The following is a 23787-nucleotide window of genomic DNA, read 5'->3' as shown; positions in this document are numbered from 1 at the left end:
CTAGATCGCCACCAGCAGTTCGTGGTCGATCTCCACGACCTCCAGGATGGTGCCGGCGAACTGCCCGGCGATCAGCTCCTGGTACGCGGGCGAGCCGGTGTGCGCGTCGTACGCGGCCTGGTCGGCGAAGTGCTCGACGAAAAGCAGGTAGTCGGGCTTGGCCGGGTCGCGGTAGACCCGGAAGGACAAGGTGCCCTCCTCGGCGCCGGGGCCGATCGGGGCGAACTCGCGCACGATCTCCTCGGCACGCGCCTGCATGCCGTCCTTGAGTTTGATGGGAAACACCTTGCTGAGCACGACTTCTCCTTGAATCTCCGGTCCCTGTCGGACAGCGCCAATGCTGCGGCACAGCGAGGCGCCCGGTCCGGTCACATCCGGACGCGGCGCCTGTCCGGATATGGCCGGTGCCGGGCGCGGATCTGGCGTATACCGTCATTTCGTGACCACGTACTCGGCTGTCACCACCACCGGCATCTACTGCCGGCCGGGGTGCGGGGCGAAGCCGCTGGCCAAGAACAACGTGACCTACGAGCTCGCGGCGGCCGCGGAGGCGGCGGGATTCCGTGCTTGCCTGCGTTGCCGCCCGTACCGGGTCGCCGGTCCGGTCAACGCCGACGCACCGGAACTGGTGTGCCACGCCGTGCAGCTGATCATCGGCGGCGAGCTCGACCGCGGCACGGAGTTCGAGCTCGCCGAACGGATCGGGGTGTCGTCACGGCATCTGCGCAGGCTGTTCCGCAAGCACCTCGGCGCGAGCCCGGATCAGCTGGCCCGGTCGAGGCGGGCGCACTTCGCGCGCAGGCTGCTGGACGACACGGACCTCACGGTCCTGGATGTCGCGTTCGCGTCCGGGTTCGGCAGCCTGCGGCAGTTCAACCGAACCATGCGGGAGGTGTTCCGCGCGTCGCCGTCGCAGCTGCGGGACCGGCGGCGGCGGGCCGACCGGCTCGCCGCGGACGGCGGGCTGGCGCTGCGGCTGCCGGTCCCGCCGGGCTACGACTGGGCCGCGATCCGCGGTTACCTGGCCACGCGGGCGATCGCCGGTGTCGAGGTGGTCGACGGTGACACGTACCGCCGGACGATCTCGGTGGACGGCGAGCCGGGGTTGCTGGAGATCTCACCCGGCGACACCGGCAATCTCCTGCTGCGCGTGCACCTGCCGTTCTGGGAGGGCCTGATCCACGTGGTGGGGCGGGCCGGGCGGCTGCTCGGGATCGACGTCGACCACAGCGCGGGGATGGCCGCGCTGTCGGCCGATCCCGTGCTGGGCCCGTTGGTGCGCAAGCGTCCTGGGCTGGTGGTGCCGGGCGCGTGGAACCCGGCGGAGATCAGCGCCAAGGCCGTCACTGGCGACACCGCGCGGATCGTGGCCGAGCTGGGCACGCCCGTCCCCGGCCTGCCCAGCGGCCTGACGCACACCTTCCCCGACGGGCTGGACGTGGACAGCCTCGTCGGGATCGGCGTGCCGGTGCACGACGCCACCGAGATCGTGGGCGGCTGGGGATCGACGCGGCCCGATGTCGGGTTCCGGCTCGGCCAGCGGGACGCGTTCCCGCAGAACGACCCGGCTTTGCTGGCCGGACTGCGTGACCTGGGCGCGCGGATGCCGCCGACCTGGCGTGCGCTGGCGGCCATGCACCTCATGGTCCACGGAGCCGCTCGCTAGCGGCCGAGGTGCATGCCGCCGCTGACGTGGATCACCTGCCCGGTGAGGTGTGACGCCGCCGGGGACGCGAGGAACTCGATGGCCGCCGCGACCTCGTCGACGGTGCCGAGCCGCCCGTCCGCACTGCGCGACTGGACGAACTCCCGCCGCGCGGCCGGGAAGTCACCGCCGCGGAAGAAGTCCGTGCCTTCGGTCGGGCCAGGTGACACGACGTTGGCGGTGATCCCCCGAGCGCCGAGGCGGAACGCCAGCTCCGAGGTCCACGGTTCCACAGTGGCCTTGACGGCGCCGTAGCCGCCCTGCCCGGAACGGGCTGTGACGGAGCCGAGGTTCACGATCCTGGCGTTGTCGGCGAGCCTGGGCAGCAGTGCCGTCGTGACCAGCACCGCGCTCATCACGTTGGCCTCGAAGTTGCCCAGCCAGGAAGCGCGGACGGCGGCCAGGTCCGTCTCGTCCGGCGGGCCACCGGGCAGGTCGGTGTTGCCGCCCGCCGCGTTGATCAGCACGTCCACCCGGTCCGGCAGGTCGGCGAGCGCGACAGCCACCGCGGCCGGGTCGGCGGCGTCGAACGGGACCGCGTGCACGCCGATCGCGGCGGCCGTCTCGGCGAGAACGTCCTTGCGGCGTCCGGTGATCACCACCTGGTCGCCCTGGGCGGTCAGCCGGGCCGCGACGGCACGACCGATGCCGGTGCCGCCTCCGGTCACCACGGCTATCCGGGACATGACTCCTCCTCTTTAGGTCTAAAGAACTATGCCGGCGACCGTACCACAGTTCTTTAGACCTAAAGAGCGAGTTAGGCTGGACCGATGGAACCGGATGCCGTCGACGCGATCACCCGGCAGTGGGCGCGGGAGCGGCCGGAGATGCCGCTGGACTCGATCGGAGTCGTCGGGCGGATACTGCGGATCGCCAAGCTGCTGATGGACGAGCGCCGCCGCACACTATCCACACTGGACATCGACAACGCCACGTTCGACCTGCTGGCCGCCCTGCGCAGGGCAGGCAGCCCCTACCGGCTGAGCCCCACCGAGCTGACCGAGTGGTGCCTGGTCAGCGGCGGCGCGATCACGCAACGGGTGACCCGCGCCGAGCAGGCCGGGCTGGTGCGCACCACCAGGACCGACTCGGGCAAGCGGACGCTGGCCGTCGAACTCACCCAGCGCGGCCACCAGACCATCGAGCACGGCGTGGAAACCCTGATCGGCCGGGAACACGACCTGGTCAGCCACCTGTCCGGCGAGGAACGGGAGCAGCTGGCGAACCTGCTGCGGAGCCTGCTGGCCGGGATCACGCGGCCGTAAGGGAACCGGCCATCCGGCCGGCGTATCCGAGGTCCCGCGAGACCCGCGCCGGGCCGCGGTCGTAGGCTTGTCCCGATCCAACTGGGGGTGTGCATGGACACCAATGAGGCAAAGCGCATCGAGACCACGAACCACGAGCGCTACCAACTGGCGACGAGTTCGGGCTGGCAGTTCTGGGCGGACATGCCCGACCTGCTCACGCGCTGGCAGGTGCTGCCGTTCAACCAGCGCGGCGACAAGCGCATGGCGTTCGGCGTGATCAAGGGCAACTTCCACGGCCTGCAGTTCACCATGTTCGACTTCCACCGGCGCCCGACCGTCACGAGCGTGCACACCCGGTGGACCAACAAGAAGGTCAACGAGCTCGACACGATCACCATCGACAGCGTCTGGGTGATCACGCTGCCCGCGGCGATGCCGTTCTTCCAGATCGTCTCCAGCGTCGAGTCCGCGTTCGACACCGAGCAGTACCCCGAGCCGCCGACCCCGGACCGCAAGTTCAACCGCTGGTACAAGCTGATCGACACCGACCCGAACGCGGCGCTGCAGGTACTGACGCCACCGGTGATGAGCACCATGCGGCAGCTGAAGCTGCACAACTGGTCGCTGGTCGGCACGGACCTCGTCTACGCGGAGAACCCGTTCTTCCGCACCAAGGCCGACGACATCGTCGACACCCTCGGCAAGCTGGCGAGCCTGGTCGGCGTGCTGCCGGTCAACCAGCCCGCTCCCCCGCAGGCGCAACCGATGCAGCCCATGCAGCCACCGGCTCCGCAGCCGTACCAACAGCCCTACCCGCCGCAGGGGTACCCGCAGCAGGCACCGCCGCCGCAGTACCCGCAGTACCAGCAGCCTTATCCGCAGCAGCCGTACCCGCAGCAGCCCTACCCGCCGCAGCACTATCCCCAGCAGCCATACCCGCCCCAGCAATACCCCCAGCAGCCCTACGGCTACCCGCCGCAGCAGGGCTACTAGTCCACGGACCCCTCGGTCCAGACGCGGCTGAGGATCTCGTCGACGGTCTGCTCAGGCGTCTGGTCCGATGTGTCCAGCCACAGGCCGATCCTCGGCGTTTCCTCGCGCAGGCCCTTGTCCAGCAGGTCGATCGTCCACTTGTCGTAGGTGTCGGCCTTGGCCCTGCCCGTCTCCCTGGCCAGGACCGCGTCGGGACGCGGCGCGAGCACCACGACGAGCAAAGGCCGCTGTTTGATCAGGCGCACCATCTCGCCCAGCGGCGCGCCGATGATGACGTCCTGCGCGACCACTGTGAAACCTTCCCGGAAGTACTCGTCGCACGCCATCGCGGTGAGCCGGTACCGCAGCCGCAACTGCCGCCACGCCTCCTCGGACGGGTCAGGCGTCATGTCGGCACGACCGTTGACGATCGAACGCCGGAACGCGTCGCCCCGCACGTGCACCGACCGCTCCAGCCGTTCGGCCAGCAGTTGCGCGATGGTCGACTTTCCCGCCGCCTGGATCCCCGTGATCAGGATGATCGCCTGGTTGGTCATGACCGACATGATGCCAACTGACCGCAAGTCGTTTACCGCCGTCCACTCGTCACAGCGGCAGACGGATGACCCTGCCCGCGCCAGGGCAGACACCGCAGTCGGAGATGTACGCGGCGCCACCGGACACGGCCAGCCCGCCGGGCGCGGTGAGCGCGGTCGTGACGACGTGGTGCGATCCACCCGGCCCGACGCGGATCAACGCCCCGGTCAGGTCACCGGACAGCAGTCCGTTGTGCGCGATCTCCAGCACGTACAGCGTGCCGTCCCGGTCGAACGCCAGGTCACCGATGGTGGTGAAGCCGGTGGCGTACACGGTCGGCGCCTGCCCCGGCACGACACGGAAAACGCTTGCGCGACCGGCCGGGAACGGGAATCCGGTGAGCTGGCTGACGTAGAAGGCGCCGTCCGGGCCCTGCACGACCGAGGTCGGCACCGCCTGCGCCGGGATCTTCGCGCCGGGCGGCAGCCCGAGCTGGGGCGGCGCGTCGGCCAGTTGCCCCGGGAACACCGCGACGGTCGAGACCGTCCCGTTGGGAGCGATCCTGACCAGGCAGTTGCCCGCGGCGTCGACCACGACCGCACCGGACGAGGTCAGGGCCACCGAGTCCGGGTTCGTCTCCGCACCGGCACCGTCCGGGTCGGCTTGCCCCTCGTACCCGGCGATGTCGGCGAGCCGCACGACGTGCCCACCGGCCGCGAGCAGCAGACGCCCCGCGTTCTGACCGGCCGCGGGCAGCTCGGCACGCTTCGACGGCGCAGTCGCGAGACCGGTCGTGAACACCGGGAAGCCGCCGAGGACCGTCACGTCCGACGGACCCATCGCCTGCGTGCCGTCCGCCGCCGCGATGGACGCGAGCCCCTGTGCCACGCGCTTTTGACGCCCACGACTGACCTGGGTGACCGAACCGGACGCGCCGAAGCACACGGTCCCGCCCTCCGGCCCGGGGAAACACGGCCCGGCGCCACCACGGCCCGCCTCGGTCACGTAAACAGCAGTCCAGCTCAAGGGATTACCGGCGCCGCAGCCGTCTGGTCAGCCCCTTCCGGCCCCTACCAGGCGATCTCGCAGCACAGACAGGTCCTCCGCACGCACGTACCTGGCCATGTCCAAGCGGTGCGCGGTTTCCAGCACCAGCCCACTAGGCCACCATCGCCGCGATCAGCGGTTCCAGGGCACCTGCCCAGGCCAGTCCGGATTCCTCCCCGCCATACCAGGTCAGACACCGCACTGCGTGATCAGGTTGCGTGCCGGATGATGGGGCGAGGCCCTGCCACGAGGAGGAGATCACGTCATGCAGCTGGACCTTTCCGGCAAGACCGCGCTGGTCACGGGCTCGACGCAGGGCATCGGCGCGGCGATCGCGACCGGACTGGCCGCGGCCGGGGCGCGGGTGGCGATCAACGGCCGCAGCGCGGGGAAGGTGGCCGCAGCGATCGAGGAGTTCGGCGGCGCGGACTTCGTCGCCGCGCCCGGTGACGTGTCGACCGACGAAGGCACCAAACAGGTGCTCGGCGCCGTGCCGGACGTGGACATCCTGGTCAACAACCTCGGCATCTTCGGCGCGCAGGACCCCCTGGACATCAGCGACGACGACTGGCGCCGCTACTTCGAGGTGAACGTGCTCGCCGCGATCCGGCTGACCCGCGCGTACCTGCCCGGCATGGCCGCGAACCGCTGGGGCCGGATCCAGTACATCGCCAGCGACTCGGCCATCGTCACCCCGGCCGAGATGATCCACTACGGCGTGTCCAAGACGGCGCTGCTCGGCGTGTCACGCGGGTTCGCCAAGGCCGCCGCGGGCACCGGTGTGACGGTCAACTCGGTGATCGCCGGGCCGACGCACACCGGCGGCGTCGAGGACTTCGTTTACCAGCTCGTCGACAAGGACATGCCGTGGGATGAGGCTCAGCGCGAGTTCATGCGGTCGCATCGTCCTCAGTCGTTGCTGCAGCGGTTGATTGAGCCTGCGGAGATCGCGAACATGGTGGTGTATCTCAGTTCTCCGCTTGCTTCCGCTACTACTGGCGGTGCTGTTCGAGTTGATGGTGGTTACGTCGACTCTATCTTGCCCTGAGCTGGGTTTCGGGTCTTCCGGTTTCTTGAGTCTCTGGTGTCTGGTTTCCGGTGTCAGGTGTTGGTTTCTGGTGTCTTTTTCTGATCTCTTGTTTTTGAGTCTCAGCGGGCTGGGGCGGCGCCGATTTGACAAAGGGGCCCTGGGGCGCCCGAGGAGAGCCGTACAGGTGGAGCCCCGCCCCATGTCATGTGTTTGAGCAGCTTCGCATGCTTGCGGGGCTCTCCTCGCCCGGACAAGCGTATGGGCGCCCCTACCCTTTGCAAAATCGGCGCCGTTCTTGGGTTTTGTCGCAAGCCGACACTGCTGCGGCCCCCTTTTCACTGCGGCCCCCTTTTCACTGCGGCCCCCTTTTCACTGCGGCCCCCTTTTCACTGCGGCCCTGTTCTCTGCGGCCCTGGTGCAAAGCCCGCACCGCTACGGGCTCCGTCGCAAGACCACCACCACTGCGAGTTCCGTTGCACAACCGCCACCGTTGCGGATTCTTCGCTGCTTTCGTGTGCCTGGTGACCGGTAGCCGACTCGTGGTGGCACCGAAGTCGCTGGCGAGGCGGCTGATGGGGGACACTGGTGGCCATGCGGAAGATCCTGGTAATCGGCGTCGGCGCGGGTGACCCCGAGCACATCACCATGCAGGCGGTCGGTGCGCTGCGCCGGGTCGACGTCTTCTTTGTGCTGGACAAGGGGGAGGTCAAGCAGGATCTGGTCGACCTGCGCCAGGAGATTCTGCGGCGGTACGCCCCGGATGGCGGTTATCGGGTGGTCCATGGTCGCGATCCGGAGCGCGACCGCACCACCGACGCGTACGTCGAGGCGGTGGATGACTGGCGCAGGCGGCGCGCGGACGTCTGCCAGGAGTTGATCGCGGCCGAACTGGCCGACGGGCAGACCGGCGCCTTCCTTGTCTGGGGCGATCCGACGCTGTACGACAGCACTCTCGCGATCCTCGATGACATCGCCGCTCGTGGCTTCGAGCTCGACATCGAGGTGATTCCCGGTGTCAGCAGCGTTTCCGCCTTGGTCGCCCGGCACCGGGTTCCGCTCAACCAGGTCGGCAGGCCGGTGCAGATCACCACCGGCCGCAGGCTCGCCGGGGCTTGGCCGTCCGATGTGGACGACGTGGTGGTGATGCTCGACGCGCGGACCGCCTTCACCGCCCACACCGGCCAGGACGCGACGATCTACTGGGGCGCCTACCTCGGGACACCGGACGAGATCCTGATCAGCGGCCCGCTGTCCGAAGTGGCCGACCGGATCGTCGCGGCGCGGGCCGAGGCCCGCGAACGCAAGGGCTGGATCATGGACACCTACCTGTTGCGGCGAGGCGCCCCGCCCGCGTCCGACGGGGCGCCCTGACTCCTACCTCCGTCCCTGCAACGACTTGACGTTGTTGCCGAACGAGAAGTTGCGGGAGCCGTCCCAGTTGATGGACCACGTCATCAGGCCCTTCAACGCACCGCCGTAAGCGTTCCACGCCTGCGCGACCAGGCTCGTCGACATGTGCCCGCCGCCCGCGCCCGGCTGCGCGGGCAGGCCCGGGGCCTGCTTGTCGAACGGCACGCGGATCGTGGTGCCCTGGATGACCAGGCCCTTGTTGAGGCAGTCGGTCTGCGCGCGGAAGCCCTGCACAGTACCGGCCTGGTAGGAGTCACCGGAGCAGCCGTACATGCTTCCGTTGTAGTACTGCATGTTCAGCCACCACAGGCGGCCGTTGTCCGCGTACTTCTTCACGATCGGCAGGTAGGCGCCCCAGATCGAGCCGTAGACGACGCTGCCGCCGGTCACGTACGCGGTCTCCGGTGCCATCGTCAGGCCGAAGTTCGACGGCATCTGCGCCAGCACACCGTCGATGATCCGGATCAGGTTGGCCTGCGACGGCGACGGCGAGTTGATGTTGCCGCTGCCGACCAGCCCGGTCTCGATGTCGATGTCGATGCCGTCGAAGTTGTACTTCTTCAGGATCGGCACGATCGTGGTGACGAACCTGTCGGCGACGGCCGACGAGTTGAGGTCGATCCCGGCCGTGGCACCGCCGATGGACATCAGGATGGTGGCGCCCGCGTCCTTGGCCGCGCACATCTCGGCGGGTGTCGACACCTTCACCGTCGCGTCCATGCCGTCTTCCCACAACACGGTGCCGTCGCCGCGGATCACCGGGAACGCGGCGTTGATGACGTTGTAACCGGCGTTCTTGATCCGGGCGTCGTTGATGGGAACCCAGCCGAAAGGCGGGTGCACGCCGTTGGCGGCGCCGTCCCAGTTCTCCCAGTAGCCTTGGAGCACTTTTCCGCCCGGCCTGGACTTCACGGCGCAGACGTCCGCCTGGACCTGGGGCGCGTCCGCCGACGCGGGCACCGGCGCGGCCAGCAGCGCCAGGCCGAGACCGAGGCCGAGTAGACGTGACAATCGAGCCATTGATGGCTCCCTTCTGGGGCACGACCTGGCAACCGGCGTGTCAACCACCGGCTCGCGCCGCCAGAAGTGATCTGCAGGGTCCCCTCAACGTAGAGGTTTAGACCACTGGGTCACAACCCCGCTTTCGGCTGAACCCGCGCGGTGTACACGTCCGACCGGTTCGCCGGATCCTTGCCCGCCATGGGGAACAACGGGACGAACGCACTCCCGGACGCCACCAGCCCGTGGTAATCCCCCAGGTACAGCGAAGGGGGCTGGCCGACTGTCGGTGCTCCCGCGTAGTCGAACGAGGCCACGCGTTGCCCGGACCACCGCACGCCGTCGCGGGACGTGGCCAACCGCAGGTTGGCGGGCAGTGTCGCGGGGTCGGAGGTGTTGTCGCGCAGGTCGTAATAAGACACGCCGACAACGCCGTCCCGGCGCACCGCGAGCGCGGGCGCGAACGCGTCCGCGCTGACCTGCACCGGAGCACTCCACGTCACACCGCCGTCGCTGGAGCGGGCCAGCACGATCCCGTCCCGCGTGCCCCCGCCGAACCGGGAGTCCTGCCATGCGGTGTACAGGTCACGGCCACCCGCGGCGACCTGGACGAAGCTTGAACCGTCCCGGATCGGGGTACCCGTCCCCGGGTCATGGACTCCGGCCTTGGTGATGTCGGCGACCTTGCTCGGCGCGGACCAGGTGCGGCCCTTGTCCGAGGACCGGACAACCGCCGCCTCCAACTGGAAGGTGCCGCCCGCGGCCGGGTAGTAGCGCGTGTAGGCGTTGACCAGCGTGCCGTCCGGCCGGACCACGATCTTGTTGGCGATGGTCTGGTTGTTGCGGCCCGGGTCGTGGATCACCTTCGGCGGTTCCCACGTCCGTCCGCCGTCCGTGCTGCGCGCCAGCCGGGTCGTGCCCGTGAAATCGGTGCCGCCGAGGAGTTCGATCCGCGTCCAGGTGACGTAGACCAGGCGCGGGTCCGACGGATCGGCCGTCACGGCAGGCAGGTCGTTGAAAACAGCCGGGCCGCCTTCACGCGCCAGAACCGTTGCCGTGCCCCAGGTCAACCCGCCGTCGCCGGACCGCGAGATTTGGACGGCGTGCTCGGAGCCGGGCTCGAAGAAACCCTTCGTCATGGCCAAAGTGGCCAGGTACGCAGTCGAGTCCGGTCCGACAGCGACCCAGGAGTCCGTGGCCCGCTTGAGGTCCGTCCCACCGGAACACTCCGAAGTGGCCGGGACGGACCGCTTCCACGTCCGGCCGCCGTCGAAGGACGTGGCGGCGAGCACGCCCTGCGAGGCGACAGTGGACCACCGGTCCTGCTGGTAGGTGCCGACGAGGTGCGCCGGATTGCGCGGATTCACAGCCAGATGCGGCTGCACCTCGGCGTTGGGGTACACAGTGCCCGGTCCTGACTCACTGCAGGCGACGGGAAACGGCGACGGCCCGGACACCCGCACGAGATCGGCGCCGGCGTGCGCGTTTCCACCGGACACGAGCGCACTCGCGGTCAACGCGGCAAGAGTAAGCAGTCTCATCGTCAGGCTCCCCCTGTCCCACTGCTCGGCGCCGTCAGGCTAACCCGGCTCGACCCGGCCGACCAGGGGGTTGCTGCGAGTGCAGCACTATCCGGAATGGCGGTAATCGCCTCCGGTCGTCCGGCGATACGCAGGCAGCCGGTCAGTCCGGCCGGTGGGGACATGGGGGTTCTACCTTGCGAAGAACGCGAGTGCCGGCTGTGCCGATGATCGCAGTGATGCTGGCTGCCGCTCCCGTGGCGACCGCGCAGCCGCCGTTGGACAGCCGGATCGTCGGCCAACTGACGAAGAGCACCGGCGAGCCGGTCCCGAACGCGCGAGTCACCGCGCAGAGCACGACTGGCTGGTTCCGCCACGACACCCAGACGGGCGCGGACGGCAAGTACGTGCTGCCCGGCGTGACCGCAACGGGCGAGCAGTACAAAGTCCGGTTCGATCCGTGGATGGGCCCTGTTTCACTGCCCACGCAGTGGGCGCACCGCAAGAGGACCGAGGCCGAAGCCGACGTGGTCGCGGTGCGGCCGGGCGAGGACACGGTCGTCGACGACGCGCTGTTCGCCGCCGGGACTGTCACGTTCACTGCTTCTGCCGTGGACACCGGCGAACCTGTACGGGCGTTCTGCGCCGAGTTGTCGCCGACCAGGCGGGGCTGCACGACAACGGCTCGCTGACGCTGAACGACATCCCGCCCGGTGAGTACGACACCAGCGTGGAGGGCTCGCTGTCCGACTACTTCGACGAGCGCGGCAAGGTCACGGTCGTCGCCGACCAGACGGCCACCGTACGGGCCAAGCTGGCACCGGCGGCCACGATCGTCGCGACTGTCCGCGACGCCGCCACCAAGGCCCCGGTCGCGAACGCCTGCGTGTACCCGAAGACCGGGCACGGCACGTTCGGTGAAGGCCCGTTGGACTGCGCCGGCGCGGACGGTCGTGTCGAGGTGAACCGGGTCGTTCCAGGCGAGTACCAACTGTGGGCCGAAGCCAAGGACGGCGTGCACGGAGCGCAATGGGTCGGCGCGAACGGGGGCACCGGCAGCCGCCTGACCGCGAAGACGCACAAGGCCGTCGCACGCGAAACGACGGCGGTGTCGGTTCTGCTGGACCGCGCGGGTTCGATCACCGGCACAGTAACCGACAAGGCGACGGGCAAACCGGTCGCCGGTGTGTGCGCGTTCCCGCGCGGCGGGCACCGCTACGACGTCCTGCCGCCCAGCAAGCCCAACCGCACCAAGGAAGACGGCAGGTACGCCCTCGACGGGCTCGGCCCGTACCGGTGGCCTGTGCACTTCATCGACAACGTGGGTTCCCACGGGTGGCAGTGGTCGGGTGACCAGCCGTCGCAGTCGGCCGCCGGTCACGTTCGAGTCCATGTCGGACAGACGTCGACCGCGGACGCGCTTCTCGTGCCGGGCAAGACCATCAGCGGCAACGTCAAGACAAACGGTGTCCAGGGTGACGTGGGCGTCTACAACGCGATCACGGGCGACATCGTCGCGTATTACACGTTCCCGGACGACAAGGGCGACTACAAGTTCACCAACGTCGCCGCCGGGCACCAACTCGTGAAGATCGTGTACACCGATCACGCGAAGCCGCCGTATCACGAGTACTGGTACAAGAACGCCTCGTCGTTCCCGGCCGCGCGGCCGATCCTGATCCGCCCCGGCGGGCCGGCGACAGGTGCCGATTTCGTGGTGACACCCCGATAGGCACCCCGTGGCCCGCTCCCCGGAGCGGGCCATGGCATGGTTCTGCCATGGACGAAGTGCGGGGGCGCGACGCGACGTGGACGTTCGACCTGGAGTACCTGCGGATCGCACCGGGCCACGGCCGCGGTGTGCACAAGCTGCGCCAGGCGATCGGTGAGTTGTCCGTTCCGGTCGAGGCCATCGCGGGCACGTCCTACGAGCCCGGCCGCAAAGGCGGCCGGTTGCGGCTGCGGCTGCGCGAAGGCGCGGATCCCCTGACCCAGGCGACCGGTGGGCTGCTCGGTGACAGCGCCGACCCGTACCTGCTGGCCGTGGACACCGGCCAGACCGGGACCGGCCAGTACTTCGTCGAGGCGGTGCGGACGGCGTTGCTGGTCCAGCAGGTTTCCCAGGATCCCGTGCCCGGCTACCTGCTGCCCGCGCCGAGTGTGCCGATCTCGGCGACCGCGGGTGACGGCACCGCCACGTTCGACGGCGAGTTCGTCCGGTTGGACTGGGGCTGGATGGCCAAGGAAGGCAAGCAGGAAGCCGGTCCTGTCCAATTGGCACTGTCGGACGTGACGTCCGTCGAATGGCGCCCGCAGAGCGGTTTCGGCTACGGGTACCTGCGGTTCCAGACCAGGGGCGTGACCACGCTGCCCGCGCCGGAACACGATCGCAACAGCCTGGCGTGGGGTGTCCAGCGGGAGGGCGGGACCACGGCCCTGGTCGCCGCTGCCGTGGTGTCCCGGTTGCCGCACCCGGTCGGCGGCCCGGCCGCGCTGCCCGTCCCGGGCTCCCGGGACCTGAACTCCACTGGTGTGAATCCACCGGGCCCGAACTCACCGGGCCCGAACTCACGGGGCCCGAACTCACCGGGCGCGGACGATCCCGACGCCATGCTCCGGCGGCTGCGTGAACTGGGCGAGCTGCACAAGAGCGGGATACTCACCGACGGCGAGTTCACCGCGGCCAAGCAGAAACTCCTGGGCCTGTAGCAACCTCAGGACAGCGGCGGGAACTGCTCGACCGGCTTGCCCGTCAGGTAGTCGTCCATGAACACCTGCCAGGCTTTCCCGGCCATGCCCTTGCCTGTCAACGGGTTGCCCGCGCTGTCCTTCAGCGCTGACGAGTCCGCCGATCCCACCCACACCGCTGTCGAGATCTGCGGTGTGTAGCCGACCATCCACGTCGCGCAGGCGTCGCCGGTTCCGGTTTTCTCCGTCTTGGCACAGGTGTGGGTTCCCGGTTTGCCCGCACAGGGCCGGTTCCCGGCGCACGGCGGACCGGCGGGCAGCAGGGTCTCGGTGACCGTCCGGGCTGTCCTGAAGTTCTTCTTGTCGTCCGTGTCGTACGCGGGCCTTGGCGGCGCCGACGCGGCGTCGTCGTAGACGGTCGTGTTGTTCTCCGGATTGCGGACTTTGGCGACCAGGTGCGGAATGTGCTTCACGCCTCCCGCCGCGAACGTCGCGTAGGCGCCCGCCATGTCCAGCGGGCGGGCGACGTACTTCCCGCCGCCGAGCGCGATGCCGAGCTCCAGCTGTCCGTCCAGCCGCTCACCCGCGTCGCCGATCCGATCGGGCATCCCGCTCGCCACCGCGGCATTGACCACCGCCTGGGATCCCAGTTCGTTGAAGGCGATGTCGGCGAACACCGTGTACACGTCATCCTTCATCGCGGTGGCCACCGGGCACAACCGCCCGCAGTCCGGCCCCGGCGGATTGGTGATCAGCACGCTGCCGAACCTTCGCCCGGACGTGCCGTCGTACACGTGGTTCGCCAGCGGACGGTCCTTGTGCTTCAGCAGCCCCACCAGGACGAACGGCAGGAACGCCCCGCCCGTGTTCTGCCAGGACGCGGCGAAGTCGACGTCCGGTTTCCGCGTGCTGTACCCGCTGTAGGCGACCACCCTGCCTGTCTTCGGGTCGACCGCCACCAACGCCGTCCGGAGGTTCTCCGGCTGGCCCGCGAGCGTCTCGTCCAGGATCCGGCGGGCTTTGGCCTGGGTTTCCGGGTCGATCGTCAGGTCGACCGCGTAGCCGTTCGCCAGCTCCTTGTCGCCGACCCCGAACCCCGCCAGTTCGCGTTTCGCCTGCTGCCAGACCAGGTTCGCGGCCGGATCGGCCATGTCCAGCTCCGTCGAGTCCGCCCAGTACACCCGCACGGGCTTCGGCGGTGCCGGTTGCCGCGCCGGCGGCGCCTGCATGGTCATGAAGGCCGCGATCAGGCCCGCGACCAGCAACAAAGCGGTGACCGCGTACCCGAAAGCCCGCTTGCTCATTCACACCCCCACGGCACGGATCAGGAAGCGCCAGTATGCCGTGGGCCGCGCGGGAAGATCTCGACGACCCGGACCCGCGTGTCAACATCGGCCTCTCAACCGAGCCGGGTGACCGTCCCCTTGCCTGCGTCGACGCGGATCCGGTCGCCCGTGGACAGCGCGCTGGTCGCGTTGCCGCACCCGACGACCGCCGGGATGCCGAGCTCGCGGGCGACGATGGCGGCGTGCGAGAGCGGCGCGCCGATGTCCGTGACAACCGCGGCCGCTCGCGGGAACAGCGGCGTCCACCCGATGTTGGTCACGGTTGTGACCAGGATCTCGCCGTCCCGCAACGCCTCCGCTTCCTCCACAGTGGACACGACACGTGCCGTGCCCGTCACCACACCGGGCACGCCCGCGAAGCCGGTGATCGCCGAGGCGTCCGGCCCGGCGTCCACGGCGTCCTCCGGGTCGAACCGGCCGCTGATCAGCGTCGGGTACGGCGGCAGCGCCGAGTAGTGCGCGTACGCGGCCTGCCTGGCCGGGATCGCGGCCAGCGGACCGGTCGCGCCGTCGAGCACGTCGACGATCTCGTTGAACGACAGGAAGAACATGTCGTGCCCGGTGAGTTCGCTCGCCCGCTGCGCGAAGACGCGGAACACCCAGAACGACCGGGCGAACTCCGAGCGGGCCCGTTCCCGTTTGCGCGCCGACTCGGCCGCGCGCTCCAGTTTCCCGGCCAGGCGCCGGGCTTCGCGCGGGTGCGCCGCACGCAACCGTTCCCACGCCCCGGCACGGGCGGCGGCCTGGCGGACGAGCAGGTCCTCCGGCGATGACGTCATGCCGTCGAGCAGGCGCTTGATCCACGCGGGATCCTCGCCCGCCCGCGGCACCGAGATCTCGAACTCGTCGTGCCCGCGGTGCCCCCACGCCTGCAGGTATTCCTCCGCCGTGATCTCGCCGCGCCGCAACCGCGCGAGGCCCATCACCGGACCGAGGCTGGCCAATTCGTCCGTCGAGGTGTGCAATCCGGACAACAACAACGCCGCGTCCGACGGGCCGGCCAGTTCACCGAGCCTGACGCCCAGACGCGCGGCGCCCGCCTGCCGGGCTCCGGCGTCGAACGTGCGGCACGCCACCAGCAGGTCCGCGATGTCCGAACGCCACAGCCGCGCCAGCTCACCGGCCGACGACGTGGCGGAGATCCTGGCACGCAAGGCGGAACAGCGCCGCGGGTTGGCGGCGACCAGCGCGTCGAGGTTCTTGCGGTACGCGCGGAAGTCCCGGCCGAGCCGCGCCGCGGCCGACACGGTCGCGCGCAGGACCGCGAGCCGCGAGACCGCGAGCTGCGGGATGGGCATCCCGGCCGGGATCTCGCCGAAGATCTGCGTGGCCGTGCGGCGTGCCACGCCCGCGAGACCGAGCGCGGTCAGCACAGCCATCGCGGTGCTGACGTTGAGGTAGAACCGGCCGCCGATGTTGCCGGAAGTCGGGTGACCGGCGATCGGCGGCAGGGCGAACGACCGCGCCAGCGACCACGTCGCCGGGGTCATCACGCTCGGCACCGCCTCACGCAGGTTGGCGCACGTCCACAGGTAGTCGCCGAGCAGCGTGTCGTTCCAGACCTCGAACGGCACGGGCAGGGTGGTGACCGGCCGCGCCTGCAGGATCGTGAACTGTCCATCGTGGACAGCCCATTCGACGTCCACCGGCGTGCCGCACACCTGCTCGATCCGCCTGCCCAGCGCGCCCAGTTCACGCACCTGGTCGTCGGAAAGCACTCTCTGGCAACGCTTCGGGACCGGTACCGGGTCAGTCGCCGTGCCGTCCGCGGTGAGCACGGTCATCACGGTCTTCTCCGCGATCACCGACCGCACCGCGCCACCGGCCAGCGTGTAGGTGTCCGGGGTGACGTCCCCGCTGACGACGGCCTCGCCCAAGCCCCACGCGGCGTTGATCACCACGGTGTCGCGTGCACCGGTGACCGGGTCGGCCGTGAACATCACACCCGCGGCCGTGGCGGGCACCATCAGCTGCACCACGACCGCCATGTCCGGCGACGAGACGTTGTTACCAGCGCGGTAGTGAACAGCGCGTTCGGTCCACAGTGACGCCCAGCAGCGCCGGACCGCGTCGAGCACGTCGCCGTCCCCGGTCACGTTGAGGAACGTGTCGTGCTGCCCGGCGAAGGACAACTCGGCCGAATCCTCGGCCGTGGCCGAGGAACGGACCGCGACGGGCACCGGATTCCCGTGTGCCAAAGCGGAATAGGCCGAACGGACGGCATCGGCCACCGCCGACGGGACCACATCGCCGCAAGCCGATACGAAATCGCGATGTGCGCTGGTCGTGACGCAGAAACCGGCCGGAACAGGTATTCCGGCGGCCGTCAGCCGCGCGAGCGACGCCCCCTTGCCGCCGACTGTGACGAGGTCGGCACCGGGGTCGGCCAGCGAAAGGATCAACGGATGGGTCATGACCCACATCATCCCAGGTGAGGTGTCCCACTAACTGGGCGCCGACGGGTGGCCGGCGAGGCGGGAAATCCCAGCGAATTCCGCCATCCGGCAGCATCAGTGCTGCGTGCGTATGTGATCGGGCACTTGCGGTGGTCGCTAAGCTGTCCGCCGGGAGGCGAAGGGCGTCGGGCTCTGCGCACGGTTCGCTAGGTATTCACGAGGGAGCGACCGGGTTTCGCAACGAGTCCTCTACGTTCGCCGGCGAGCAGCAAGCGGTGTGGAGGGTGTACCAGAATGACCAGGTCTGGTGACGCTCCGTTGTACGGCGGTTACGGGGCGCAGGCCCGCACCGTCGTGGCACACGGGGCGGCGCTGCCTACGACCGCATGGGGCAGAGAGGCCGTGAGAAGCGTCAGCACGTTCCTCACAGCACCGTACGGTGAGGACTTTCCCACCAGGCCATGCGCCATGCGCATTCCCGGTCGCGCTCGTCGACACCCCGGCGCGACACTCCAATCGCGGGCGAATCGGGACCATCCACTTCGATTGCCAAGTGGACACTCGGCGAACCGCTCTGGACGAACGGACGCACACCACGCCGTCCGGGCCAGCCCCGGCCGGTTGCTTTCCCACGGAATACCACGCTCGACCGCCCCACCGCCGGGGTGCCGGAGCACCGCCCGCCGGATGACCACACCGGACACCCGCACCGGGATCACACGATGATCGCCGCGCGGACCACCGCACTGGCCACCCCCGGTTCGTCCAGTCCGGACCGGACAGCCGCCTGACGGCCGGACACCCGCTGGAAAACCCAACAATCCGGAACTCCCCTACCCCGTCCCCCTGGAGTTCGTTGTGCGATCCCGTCCCCTTACCCGTCTACTGACCGCGGTCGTGTGCGCCGCCGGAATGCTCGGTGTGGCAGGCCTTTCCGGCTGCTCGTCGAGCACGGCGTCGTCGTCGGCCAAGCTCACCATCGGATTCTCGGCCTGGCCCGGCTGGATCCCGTGGCAGGTCGCCGCGGACCAGGGCCTGTTCAAGAAGAACGGCCTCGATGTCGAGCTGAAGTGGTTCGACGTCTACACCGACAGCATCAACGCGCTGGCGACCGGTGCGATCGACGCCAACTCCCAGACGCTCAACGACACCCTGACGTCGGTCAGCGGTGGCGCGAAGCAGACGGTCGTGCTCGTCAACGACAACTCCACGGGCAACGACAAGATCATCGCCAGGGAGGGCATCAACAGCGTCGGCGACCTGAAGGGCAAGAAGGTCGCGGTCGAGCAGGGCACCGTGGACCACTACCTGCTGCTGCTCGCGCTGGCCGAGGCGAAGCTGACCGAAAAGGACATCGAGCTGACCCCGATGGCCACCGACGCCGCGGCCGCCGCGTTCGTCGCGGGCAAGATCGACGCGGTCGGCGCGTTCGCCCCGTTCACCACCAAGGCGCTCGAGCGGCCGGGCAGCCGTCCGATCGCCACGTCCGCGGAGTTCCCCGGTGCCATCCCGGACCACCTGGTGTTCAAGGCCGAGGTGGTCAAGAACAACCCGCAGGCCGTGCAGGGCATGGTGAACACCTGGTTCGAGACCGTCGCCTGGATCAAGGCCAACCGCCAGCAGGCGATGGACATCATGTCCAAGCGCGGGGGCGTGAGCGTGAAGGAGTACGAGGACTACGACTCCGGCACGTCGATCTTCACGCGCAAGCAGAACCTGGACGCGTTCACCCCGGGCACCACGCCGCAGCACCTCAACCACCAAGCGCGGCTGGCTTCGGACTTCCTGATGAACACCGGGCTCGCCAAGAACCAGCCCAACCTTGACGGTCTGTTCGACGACACCTTTGTCAAGGCGGTAAAGGAGTGAAACCCGCCGAGGCGAACCGCGTCTCCGCCGACGAACAGGCAGCGGCTCAGCGATTCCTCGAAGCGGAACGCGCGGAGCGGGGCGGTGTCGCGACGGCGGCACAGCCGAACCATAAGGACTGGGCGCCGCTGCCGCGGCGGTCCAGACCCAAGACGCAGTCGGCGTTGCTGAGCATCCGCAAGCCGATCTCGCGGAGCGCGAAGCTGACGCTGACGGTCATGGGGTTCGCCGTCCCCCTGCTGGTCTGGGTGCTGCTCAGCGCGACGGAAGTGGTGGACCCGACGTTCCTGCCGTCGCCGGTGGCGACGGTGGCGGCCGGGTGGGAGATGGCGCAGTCCGGCCAGCTCTTCACCGACCTGTGGGCCACGGTCGAGCGCATCCTGTACGGGTTCGGGCTCGCGATACTGGTGTCGGTGCCGATCGGCATGGCGATCGGCACGTTCTCGGCGGGCCGCGCGTTCTTCGAGCCGATCATGAGCATGCTCCGGTACCTGCCTGCCAGCGCGTTCATCCCCTTGCTGATGATCTGGCTGGGTGTGGGCGAGGAGCTCAAGATCGGTGTCCTTTTCATCGGCACGGTCTTCTACAACACGTTCATGACCGCCGATGTGGTTCGATCCGTTCCGCCGCAGTTGATCAACGTGTCGTACACGCTCGGCGCCCGACGTAACGAAGTGCTGCGCAAGGTGATCGTGCCGCACTCGCTGCCGGGCATCATCGACGCGATCCGGGTCAACGTCGCCGCGGCGTTCAACCTCGTCGTGGTCGCCGAGGTGGTCGCGTCGACGACCGGTCTCGGCCGCAAGATCATGCAGGCACAGCGTTTCCTGTCGACGGACGAGATCTTCGCCGTGCTGATCGTGATCGGTGTCTGCGGCGTGCTCACCGACCTGTTGCTGCGGCTGTTGCGTGACCGAGTCGGACGGTGGGTGGCATGACCGGTTCAGGACTGCTGGAGATCGCGGGCGTGAGCAAGCGCTTCCCCGTCCGCGGTGGCACGGTGAACGCGTTGGACGGCATCGACCTGAAGGTCTCGCGCGGCGACTTCGTGTGCGTGTGCGGGGCCAGCGGGTCGGGCAAGTCGACCTTGTTGTCACTGGTCGCGGGTTTGGACACACCGTCGGCGGGCACGATCACTGTGGACGGAAACGCGGTTGCGGGACCGGGGCCCGACCGCGGGCTCGTGCCGCAGGCGGGCAGCCTCTACCCGTGGCGAACGGTGGAACGCAATGTCGCTTTTGGACTAGAGCTGCTGCCGGTCGATTCGGCCGAACGGGCACGCCGGGTGGACTGGTACCTTGCCGAGACCGGATTGACCGCGCTGCGCAAGTCGTTGCCACGGCAACTTTCCGGTGGCCAGCAGCAACGCGTGGCGATCGCGCGTGCGCTGGCGTGTGAACCGGAAGTGCTGCTGCTCGACGAACCGTTCGGGGCACTGGACGTGCAGACCAAAGAGGACATGCAGGTGCTGATCCGCCAGGTGTGGCAGGACACCGGTACGACCGTGCTGATGGTCACCCACGACGTCGAGGAGGCCGTCTTCCTCGGGTCGCGGGTGGTCGTGATGGAATCCGGGCCCGGCAGGGTCGCGTCGGACATCGCGGTCGACCTTCCCGCTGACCGGGAGCTGGAGATCAAACGCACCCCCGAGTTCCTCGCACTGCGGGCGACGATCGAAGATCTCGTCCGCGCGCAACACCACAAAGTCAGCTGAGTCGCACAGCAGCAGGAGGAGGTGGCATGAAGCACCTGAAACGGCCGTCGAGGCAGGACAAGGACAGGAAACTTCTCGGCAGGCTCGGCATCCGGGGCAAGCTGAACCTGCTCCTCCTGCTGCCGCTGGCAGCGGTGCTGATGGTGGCGACGCCGTTCGTCATCGTGCAGGCCAACAGCGCCGCGTCGGCGGGCCAGACCGCGGACGCCGCGCGCTACACGCGTGAGGTCGGCGGCCTGGTCTGGGAACTGCAGCGGGAGCGGCTGCTCACCGCGACGTACCTGGCCGCGCCGAGTTCCGACAGCGCGACGCTGGAACGCCAGCAGCGCAAGGTCGACGACACCGTCGCGCAGGTCCGCTCGACACTCGGCGACGAGGTGAGCGAGGAGCTCGCGACCGCGCTGACCCGGCTCGGGTCGCTGCGGGAGCTGCGGCAGAGCGCGTTGCGCCGCGGTACATCGGCGGACAGCGTGGCGCGTACGTACCACGCCAACATCGAAGCGGTCATCAACTCGCTGCGGCTCGTCCCGCAGGTGACCAGTGACGCCGAAGGCACCAGGCAGCTGACCGCGCTGGAAGCGCTGCTGCGCGCCAACGAATACGGCGAACTGCGCGGAATGGCGCTGATCGCGGCCGCGCTCAACCGCGCGACCGGCCAGGTCCTGCTGGACGACGCGACCCAGCAGGCCAAGATGTTCACCGAACGTTTCGTCCAGCAGGCCGACGTCGAGCACGCCAGCCTGGTCGTCCAGGTGGCGGAAGGCCCACCGGCGGTCGCCGTGGACAACCTCGCCACGCGGATGCCGCCCGAGAACCCGCGCAATTCCGGTGCCATCGCGTCGTTCGCCAACGACGCGCTCAACACCGTCGGCGCACAGTCGGCACTGCGCCGGACCGTCCAGGACCGCGTCACCAGCCAGTTGACCGACGCCGCGTCTTCGCGTGCCGACACCGCGCAGGCCATCGCGTGGCTCGTCGGTGGCGGTGCGGCGGCGTTGTTCGCGCTGGTCGCGTTCCTCACCGTGTTCGTCAGCCGGTCGATCGCCTCGCCGCTGAAACAGCTGACCGACGCCGCCGCGAACGTCGCCGAACTGGCCGAGTCCGAACTGGTCCGGGTCAGCGACACCGAGACCGCGCAGGCGCAGGCACCGAGGCTGACCGAGATCAAGGTGTCGTCCAGCGACGAGATCGGGCAGCTGGCGGTGGCGTTCAACCGGGTCCAGTCGACCGCCGCCCGGCTGGTCGAACGGCAGGCCGTGTCCCGGCACAACGTCAGCCTGATGTTCGCCAACGTCGCGCAGCGCACCCAGAACCTGGTGGGCCGCCAGCTGGCGCTGGTGGACGAACTGGAGCGCAACGAGCAGGATTCCCGTCTGCTGGAACGGCTCTACCAGCTCGACCACCTCTCCACCCGCCTTCGCCGCAGCGCCGACAACCTGCTGGTGGTCGCGGGGACCCGGGTCGACACCGGTCTCGGCGGCCCGATGCTGATGGCCAACGCGATGCGCTCGGCACTGGCCGAGATCGAGGACTACCAACGTGTCCGGCTCGGCGACATGAACGACGTCACGCTGGCGTCGCCGATCGGCGCCGACGTGGTGCTGGTGTTCGCCGAGCTGCTGGAGAACGCGACGTCGTTCTCCCCGCCGGACACGTTCGTCGAGGTCAACAGCACGTTCACCGTCGAGGGCGCGTGCGTGATCAGCATCGTCGACCACGGCATCGGGATGAAACCGATGCAGCTGGCCGAGGAGAACCGCCGTCTGGTCGACCGTGAACGCCTCGACGTCGCACCGACCAGTGTGCTCGGCCTGTTCGTGGTCGGCCGCCTGGCGCGACGGCACTCGCTGGCCGTCGACCTGATCCCGACCCACGGCGGCGGTATCACCGCACGGGTGGCCATCCCGCCGTCGCTGTACACCCGCCCGGCTCCGGTCGCGCCGCCGCCCGAGGCACCGGCCGCGCACGCCGCCGGGCAGCAGGCGACCAACGGTGCCGTGACCCCGGCCCAGCAGGCCGCGGCCAAGCAGAGCGCCGCCCAGCTGGGCGCGGCGCAGCAGGGCATGGCGCAGGCGAAGCTGGAAATGCCGGACGTGCCGGAGATGCGGATCCCGCCGGCCGAGATGCAAGCGGGCTTCTCGTGGTTCCCGGACGAGGCGCCGTCCGGCGTGGGACTCATCCCGCCTGTGCAGCAGCCGCAACCGGCGACCCCGCCGCCCGCACGCCTGCAGGCACCGGAACCGCAGGCGCAGCACCAGGCTCCGGCGGCTCAACCGGAACCGCCGGTGCACAGGCAGCAGGAAGCGGCTCCGGTCGCGTCGGGACAGCCGCAGGAATCGCGCGGTGGCTTGAAGCGACGGGTGGCCGGGGCGCAGATGCCCGGTGGCGCGTCGATCCCGTCGGCCGGGATCGCCGGGCCGACGCTGACCACGACACCGGTCGCCAAGCCGGAGCCGGCCGCGGCGCCGCGGCACGCGCAGCAGGACCCCGCGGCGGTCCGCGCTGACCTGGACGGCTTCCAGCAGGCGTTCGCCAAGGCGGCGTCCGTCCCGGCCGCGCCTGCTCCGGCAGCCGCTCCCGCGGTGAGCCGAACGCCCGCGCCTGTATCAGCGCCCGCCGCCCGTGCGGCGCGACCGCCGCAGGCAGCGGCGACCCGCGACGGGCTGACCCGAAGGGTGCCGGGTGCCAACCTCGCCCCCGGCCTGCGCACGATGAAGACGACGAGCGCACCGCCCCTACGGGTGCCCCAGAAGTTCAGGGCACGCGACCCGGAAGCCGAGAGGGCGTCGCTCGACGCGTTCTCCAGCGGTGTCGCCCGTGCCGTGGTTCGGGAGGAAGTCGTTGACACAGATCCGATGAAAGAGAGCACCACATGATCACGCCCCCCGGAGTCAGCACCGAGGCCCAGAACTTCAACTGGCTCGTGAGCCGCTTCGCACAGGGCACCGCCGGAGCGATCGCCGCGATCGCCGTTTCCGCCGACGGCCTACTGATCGCGATGTCCTCGGATCTGGCCAGGCAGAACGCGGACCGGCTCGCCGCCATCGCCTCCGCCATGCTCGGCCTGGCCAACGGCGTGTCGGACACGCACCCGCTCGGCCAGCCGGACAAGATCATCATCGAGCTGGAGCGCGGTTACCTGCTCGTCTGCACGATCAGCATCGGGTGCTCGCTCGGCGTGCTCGCCACCAAGCAGGCGAGCCTCGGCACGATCGCCTACGAGATGGCGATGTTCGCCAATCGGGCGAGCGCTGTCCTGACGCCGCAGTTGATCGAGGAACTCAAGAACTCCGTCGGACAGTAGGAG

Annotated in this window: 21 protein-coding genes; 13 read left to right on the top strand and 8 right to left on the bottom strand. The window is 69.3% G+C overall.

Annotation, left to right across the window (positions count from 1 at the left end; genetic code table 11):
* Positions 1 to 297, bottom strand: coding sequence for a putative quinol monooxygenase (locus AOZ06_RS10415; protein WP_054289248.1), 297 nt, complete (start codon positions 295 to 297; stop codon positions 1 to 3).
* Between the two features lie 142 nt (positions 298 to 439).
* Between AOZ06_RS10415 and AOZ06_RS10410 the strand changes: the two genes are divergently transcribed.
* Positions 440 to 1666, top strand: a complete 1227-nt coding sequence (locus AOZ06_RS10410; protein ID WP_063810008.1) for an AlkA N-terminal domain-containing protein — start codon at positions 440 to 442, stop codon at positions 1664 to 1666.
* Here the strand turns inward: AOZ06_RS10410 and AOZ06_RS10405 are convergent.
* A complete protein-coding gene (locus tag AOZ06_RS10405) occupies positions 1663 to 2391 on the bottom strand; it encodes an SDR family NAD(P)-dependent oxidoreductase (RefSeq protein WP_054289246.1) in 729 nt (242 codons plus the stop codon). The two genes, AOZ06_RS10410 and AOZ06_RS10405, sit on opposite strands and share 4 nt — an antisense overlap.
* A gap of 84 nt (positions 2392 to 2475) precedes the next feature.
* Here AOZ06_RS10405 and AOZ06_RS10400 point away from each other — a divergent pair, with 84 nt between their 5' ends.
* Positions 2476 to 2970: a MarR family winged helix-turn-helix transcriptional regulator gene (locus AOZ06_RS10400; protein ID WP_054289245.1), complete on the top strand. Its 495-nt coding sequence runs from the start codon at positions 2476 to 2478 to the stop codon at positions 2968 to 2970.
* A 93-nt stretch (positions 2971 to 3063) separates the two neighbouring features.
* Positions 3064 to 3945, top strand: a complete 882-nt coding sequence (locus AOZ06_RS10395; RefSeq protein WP_054289244.1) for a hypothetical protein — start codon at positions 3064 to 3066, stop codon at positions 3943 to 3945.
* Here AOZ06_RS10395 and AOZ06_RS10390 read toward each other — a convergent pair.
* Together AOZ06_RS10390 and AOZ06_RS10385 are read right to left on the bottom strand one after the other, a co-directional pair.
* Complete coding sequence (locus tag AOZ06_RS10390) at positions 3942 to 4481, bottom strand: AAA family ATPase (protein WP_225954856.1); 540 nt, start codon at positions 4479 to 4481, stop codon at positions 3942 to 3944. The two genes, AOZ06_RS10395 and AOZ06_RS10390, sit on opposite strands and share 4 nt — an antisense overlap.
* 49 nt (positions 4482 to 4530) lie before the next feature.
* On the bottom strand, positions 4531 to 5466 hold the full coding sequence (locus tag AOZ06_RS10385; protein ID WP_169798898.1) for a ScyD/ScyE family protein: 936 nt from the start codon (positions 5464 to 5466) through the stop codon (positions 4531 to 4533).
* 307 nt (positions 5467 to 5773) lie between these two features.
* On the opposite strand from AOZ06_RS10385, the gene AOZ06_RS10380 reads away from it, so the two are divergent.
* Entirely contained in the window at positions 5774 to 6556 is a 783-nt protein-coding gene (locus AOZ06_RS10380; protein ID WP_054289241.1) for an SDR family NAD(P)-dependent oxidoreductase, read from the top strand.
* A gap of 573 nt (positions 6557 to 7129) precedes the next feature.
* A complete protein-coding gene (gene cobF / locus AOZ06_RS10375; RefSeq protein ID WP_054289240.1) occupies positions 7130 to 7909 on the top strand; it encodes a precorrin-6A synthase (deacetylating) in 780 nt (259 codons plus the stop codon).
* A 3-nt stretch (positions 7910 to 7912) separates the two neighbouring features.
* On the opposite strand, the gene AOZ06_RS10370 is transcribed toward cobF, so the two are convergent.
* Both AOZ06_RS10370 and AOZ06_RS10365 read right to left on the bottom strand, forming a co-directional pair.
* The gene (locus AOZ06_RS10370) at positions 7913 to 8968 is read right to left on the bottom strand and encodes a chitinase (protein ID WP_083471610.1); all 1056 of its coding nucleotides are present in this window, start codon (positions 8966 to 8968) and stop codon (positions 7913 to 7915) included.
* A 110-nt stretch (positions 8969 to 9078) separates the two neighbouring features.
* Positions 9079 to 10488 (bottom strand): sialidase family protein, encoded by a 1410-nt coding sequence (locus AOZ06_RS10365; RefSeq protein WP_063810007.1) that lies wholly within the window; start codon positions 10486 to 10488, stop codon positions 9079 to 9081.
* Between the two features lie 206 nt (positions 10489 to 10694).
* Here AOZ06_RS10365 and AOZ06_RS10360 point away from each other — a divergent pair, with 206 nt between their 5' ends.
* The 3 genes from AOZ06_RS10360 to AOZ06_RS10350 are packed head-to-tail and all read left to right on the top strand — an operon-like array spanning position 10695 to position 13176.
* Positions 10695 to 11159 carry a carboxypeptidase-like regulatory domain-containing protein gene (locus tag AOZ06_RS10360; RefSeq protein WP_157232956.1) on the top strand — a complete coding sequence of 155 codons (465 nt, stop codon included), beginning with the start codon at positions 10695 to 10697 and terminating at the stop codon, positions 11157 to 11159.
* A gap of 38 nt (positions 11160 to 11197) precedes the next feature.
* On the top strand, positions 11198 to 12199 hold the full coding sequence (locus tag AOZ06_RS10355) for a hypothetical protein (protein ID WP_054289237.1): 1002 nt from the start codon (positions 11198 to 11200) through the stop codon (positions 12197 to 12199).
* A 47-nt stretch (positions 12200 to 12246) separates the two neighbouring features.
* Positions 12247 to 13176 carry a DUF4429 domain-containing protein gene (locus tag AOZ06_RS10350; RefSeq protein WP_054289236.1) on the top strand — a complete coding sequence of 310 codons (930 nt, stop codon included), beginning with the start codon at positions 12247 to 12249 and terminating at the stop codon, positions 13174 to 13176.
* A 5-nt stretch (positions 13177 to 13181) separates the two neighbouring features.
* On the opposite strand, the gene AOZ06_RS10345 is transcribed toward AOZ06_RS10350, so the two are convergent.
* A complete protein-coding gene (locus tag AOZ06_RS10345) occupies positions 13182 to 14459 on the bottom strand; it encodes a penicillin-binding transpeptidase domain-containing protein (RefSeq protein ID WP_054289235.1) in 1278 nt (425 codons plus the stop codon).
* Between the two features lie 95 nt (positions 14460 to 14554).
* Positions 14555 to 16915: a PEP/pyruvate-binding domain-containing protein gene (locus AOZ06_RS10340; protein ID WP_054296547.1), complete on the bottom strand. Its 2361-nt coding sequence runs from the start codon at positions 16913 to 16915 to the stop codon at positions 14555 to 14557.
* A gap of 840 nt (positions 16916 to 17755) precedes the next feature.
* Here AOZ06_RS10340 and AOZ06_RS10335 point away from each other — a divergent pair.
* Genes AOZ06_RS10335 through AOZ06_RS10315 form a run of 5 tightly spaced genes read left to right on the top strand, consistent with a single transcriptional unit; the run spans position 17756 to position 23784 of the window.
* Positions 17756 to 18766 carry an ABC transporter substrate-binding protein gene (locus tag AOZ06_RS10335; protein WP_236952170.1) on the top strand — a complete coding sequence of 337 codons (1011 nt, stop codon included), beginning with the start codon at positions 17756 to 17758 and terminating at the stop codon, positions 18764 to 18766.
* A complete protein-coding gene (locus AOZ06_RS10330; protein ID WP_054289233.1) occupies positions 18763 to 19704 on the top strand; it encodes an ABC transporter permease in 942 nt (313 codons plus the stop codon). The genes AOZ06_RS10335 and AOZ06_RS10330 overlap by 4 nt, the downstream gene beginning before the upstream one ends.
* On the top strand, positions 19701 to 20480 hold the full coding sequence (locus AOZ06_RS10325) for an ABC transporter ATP-binding protein (protein ID WP_054289232.1): 780 nt from the start codon (positions 19701 to 19703) through the stop codon (positions 20478 to 20480). Before AOZ06_RS10330 ends, AOZ06_RS10325 begins: the two co-directional genes overlap by 4 nt.
* Positions 20481 to 20506: 26 nt before the next feature.
* Complete coding sequence (locus AOZ06_RS10320) at positions 20507 to 23356, top strand: sensor histidine kinase (protein ID WP_054289231.1); 2850 nt, start codon at positions 20507 to 20509, stop codon at positions 23354 to 23356.
* Positions 23353 to 23784, top strand: coding sequence for a roadblock/LC7 domain-containing protein (locus AOZ06_RS10315; RefSeq protein ID WP_033389312.1), 432 nt, complete (start codon positions 23353 to 23355; stop codon positions 23782 to 23784). The genes AOZ06_RS10320 and AOZ06_RS10315 overlap by 4 nt, the downstream gene beginning before the upstream one ends.
* Positions 23785 to 23787 lie beyond the last annotated feature (3 nt).

Source organism: Kibdelosporangium phytohabitans (genome assembly GCF_001302585.1).
GTDB lineage: Bacteria > Actinomycetota > Actinomycetes > Mycobacteriales > Pseudonocardiaceae > Kibdelosporangium > Kibdelosporangium phytohabitans.
Note: the sequence above shows the minus strand (reverse complement) of the source record. Positions and strands in the feature narration are given on the sequence as shown.

Bases quoted from the DNA above. Each gene is read 5' to 3' on its own strand.
- AOZ06_RS10400 (WP_054289245.1), top strand. From the start codon at position 2,476: ATGGAACCGGATGCCGTCGACGCGATCACCCGGCAGTGGGCGCGGGAG.
- AOZ06_RS10315 (WP_033389312.1), top strand. From the start codon at position 23,353: ATGATCACGCCCCCCGGAGTCAGCACCGAGGCCCAGAACTTCAACTGG.
- AOZ06_RS10370 (WP_083471610.1), bottom strand. From the start codon at position 8,968: ATGGCTCGATTGTCACGTCTACTCGGCCTCGGTCTCGGCCTGGCGCTG.
- AOZ06_RS10345 (WP_054289235.1), bottom strand. From the start codon at position 14,459: ATGAGCAAGCGGGCTTTCGGGTACGCGGTCACCGCTTTGTTGCTGGTC.
- AOZ06_RS10395 (WP_054289244.1), top strand. From the start codon at position 3,064: ATGGACACCAATGAGGCAAAGCGCATCGAGACCACGAACCACGAGCGC.
- AOZ06_RS10320 (WP_054289231.1), top strand. From the start codon at position 20,507: ATGAAGCACCTGAAACGGCCGTCGAGGCAGGACAAGGACAGGAAACTT.
- AOZ06_RS10325 (WP_054289232.1), top strand. From the start codon at position 19,701: ATGACCGGTTCAGGACTGCTGGAGATCGCGGGCGTGAGCAAGCGCTTC.
- AOZ06_RS10390 (WP_225954856.1), bottom strand. From the start codon at position 4,481: ATGACCAACCAGGCGATCATCCTGATCACGGGGATCCAGGCGGCGGGA.
- cobF (WP_054289240.1), top strand. From the start codon at position 7,130: ATGCGGAAGATCCTGGTAATCGGCGTCGGCGCGGGTGACCCCGAGCAC.
- AOZ06_RS10365 (WP_063810007.1), bottom strand. From the start codon at position 10,488: ATGAGACTGCTTACTCTTGCCGCGTTGACCGCGAGTGCGCTCGTGTCC.
- AOZ06_RS10340 (WP_054296547.1), bottom strand. From the start codon at position 16,915: ATGACCCATCCGTTGATCCTTTCGCTGGCCGACCCCGGTGCCGACCTC.
- AOZ06_RS10380 (WP_054289241.1), top strand. From the start codon at position 5,774: ATGCAGCTGGACCTTTCCGGCAAGACCGCGCTGGTCACGGGCTCGACG.
- AOZ06_RS10350 (WP_054289236.1), top strand. From the start codon at position 12,247: ATGGACGAAGTGCGGGGGCGCGACGCGACGTGGACGTTCGACCTGGAG.
- AOZ06_RS10360 (WP_157232956.1), top strand. From the start codon at position 10,695: ATGATCGCAGTGATGCTGGCTGCCGCTCCCGTGGCGACCGCGCAGCCG.
- AOZ06_RS10405 (WP_054289246.1), bottom strand. From the start codon at position 2,391: ATGTCCCGGATAGCCGTGGTGACCGGAGGCGGCACCGGCATCGGTCGT.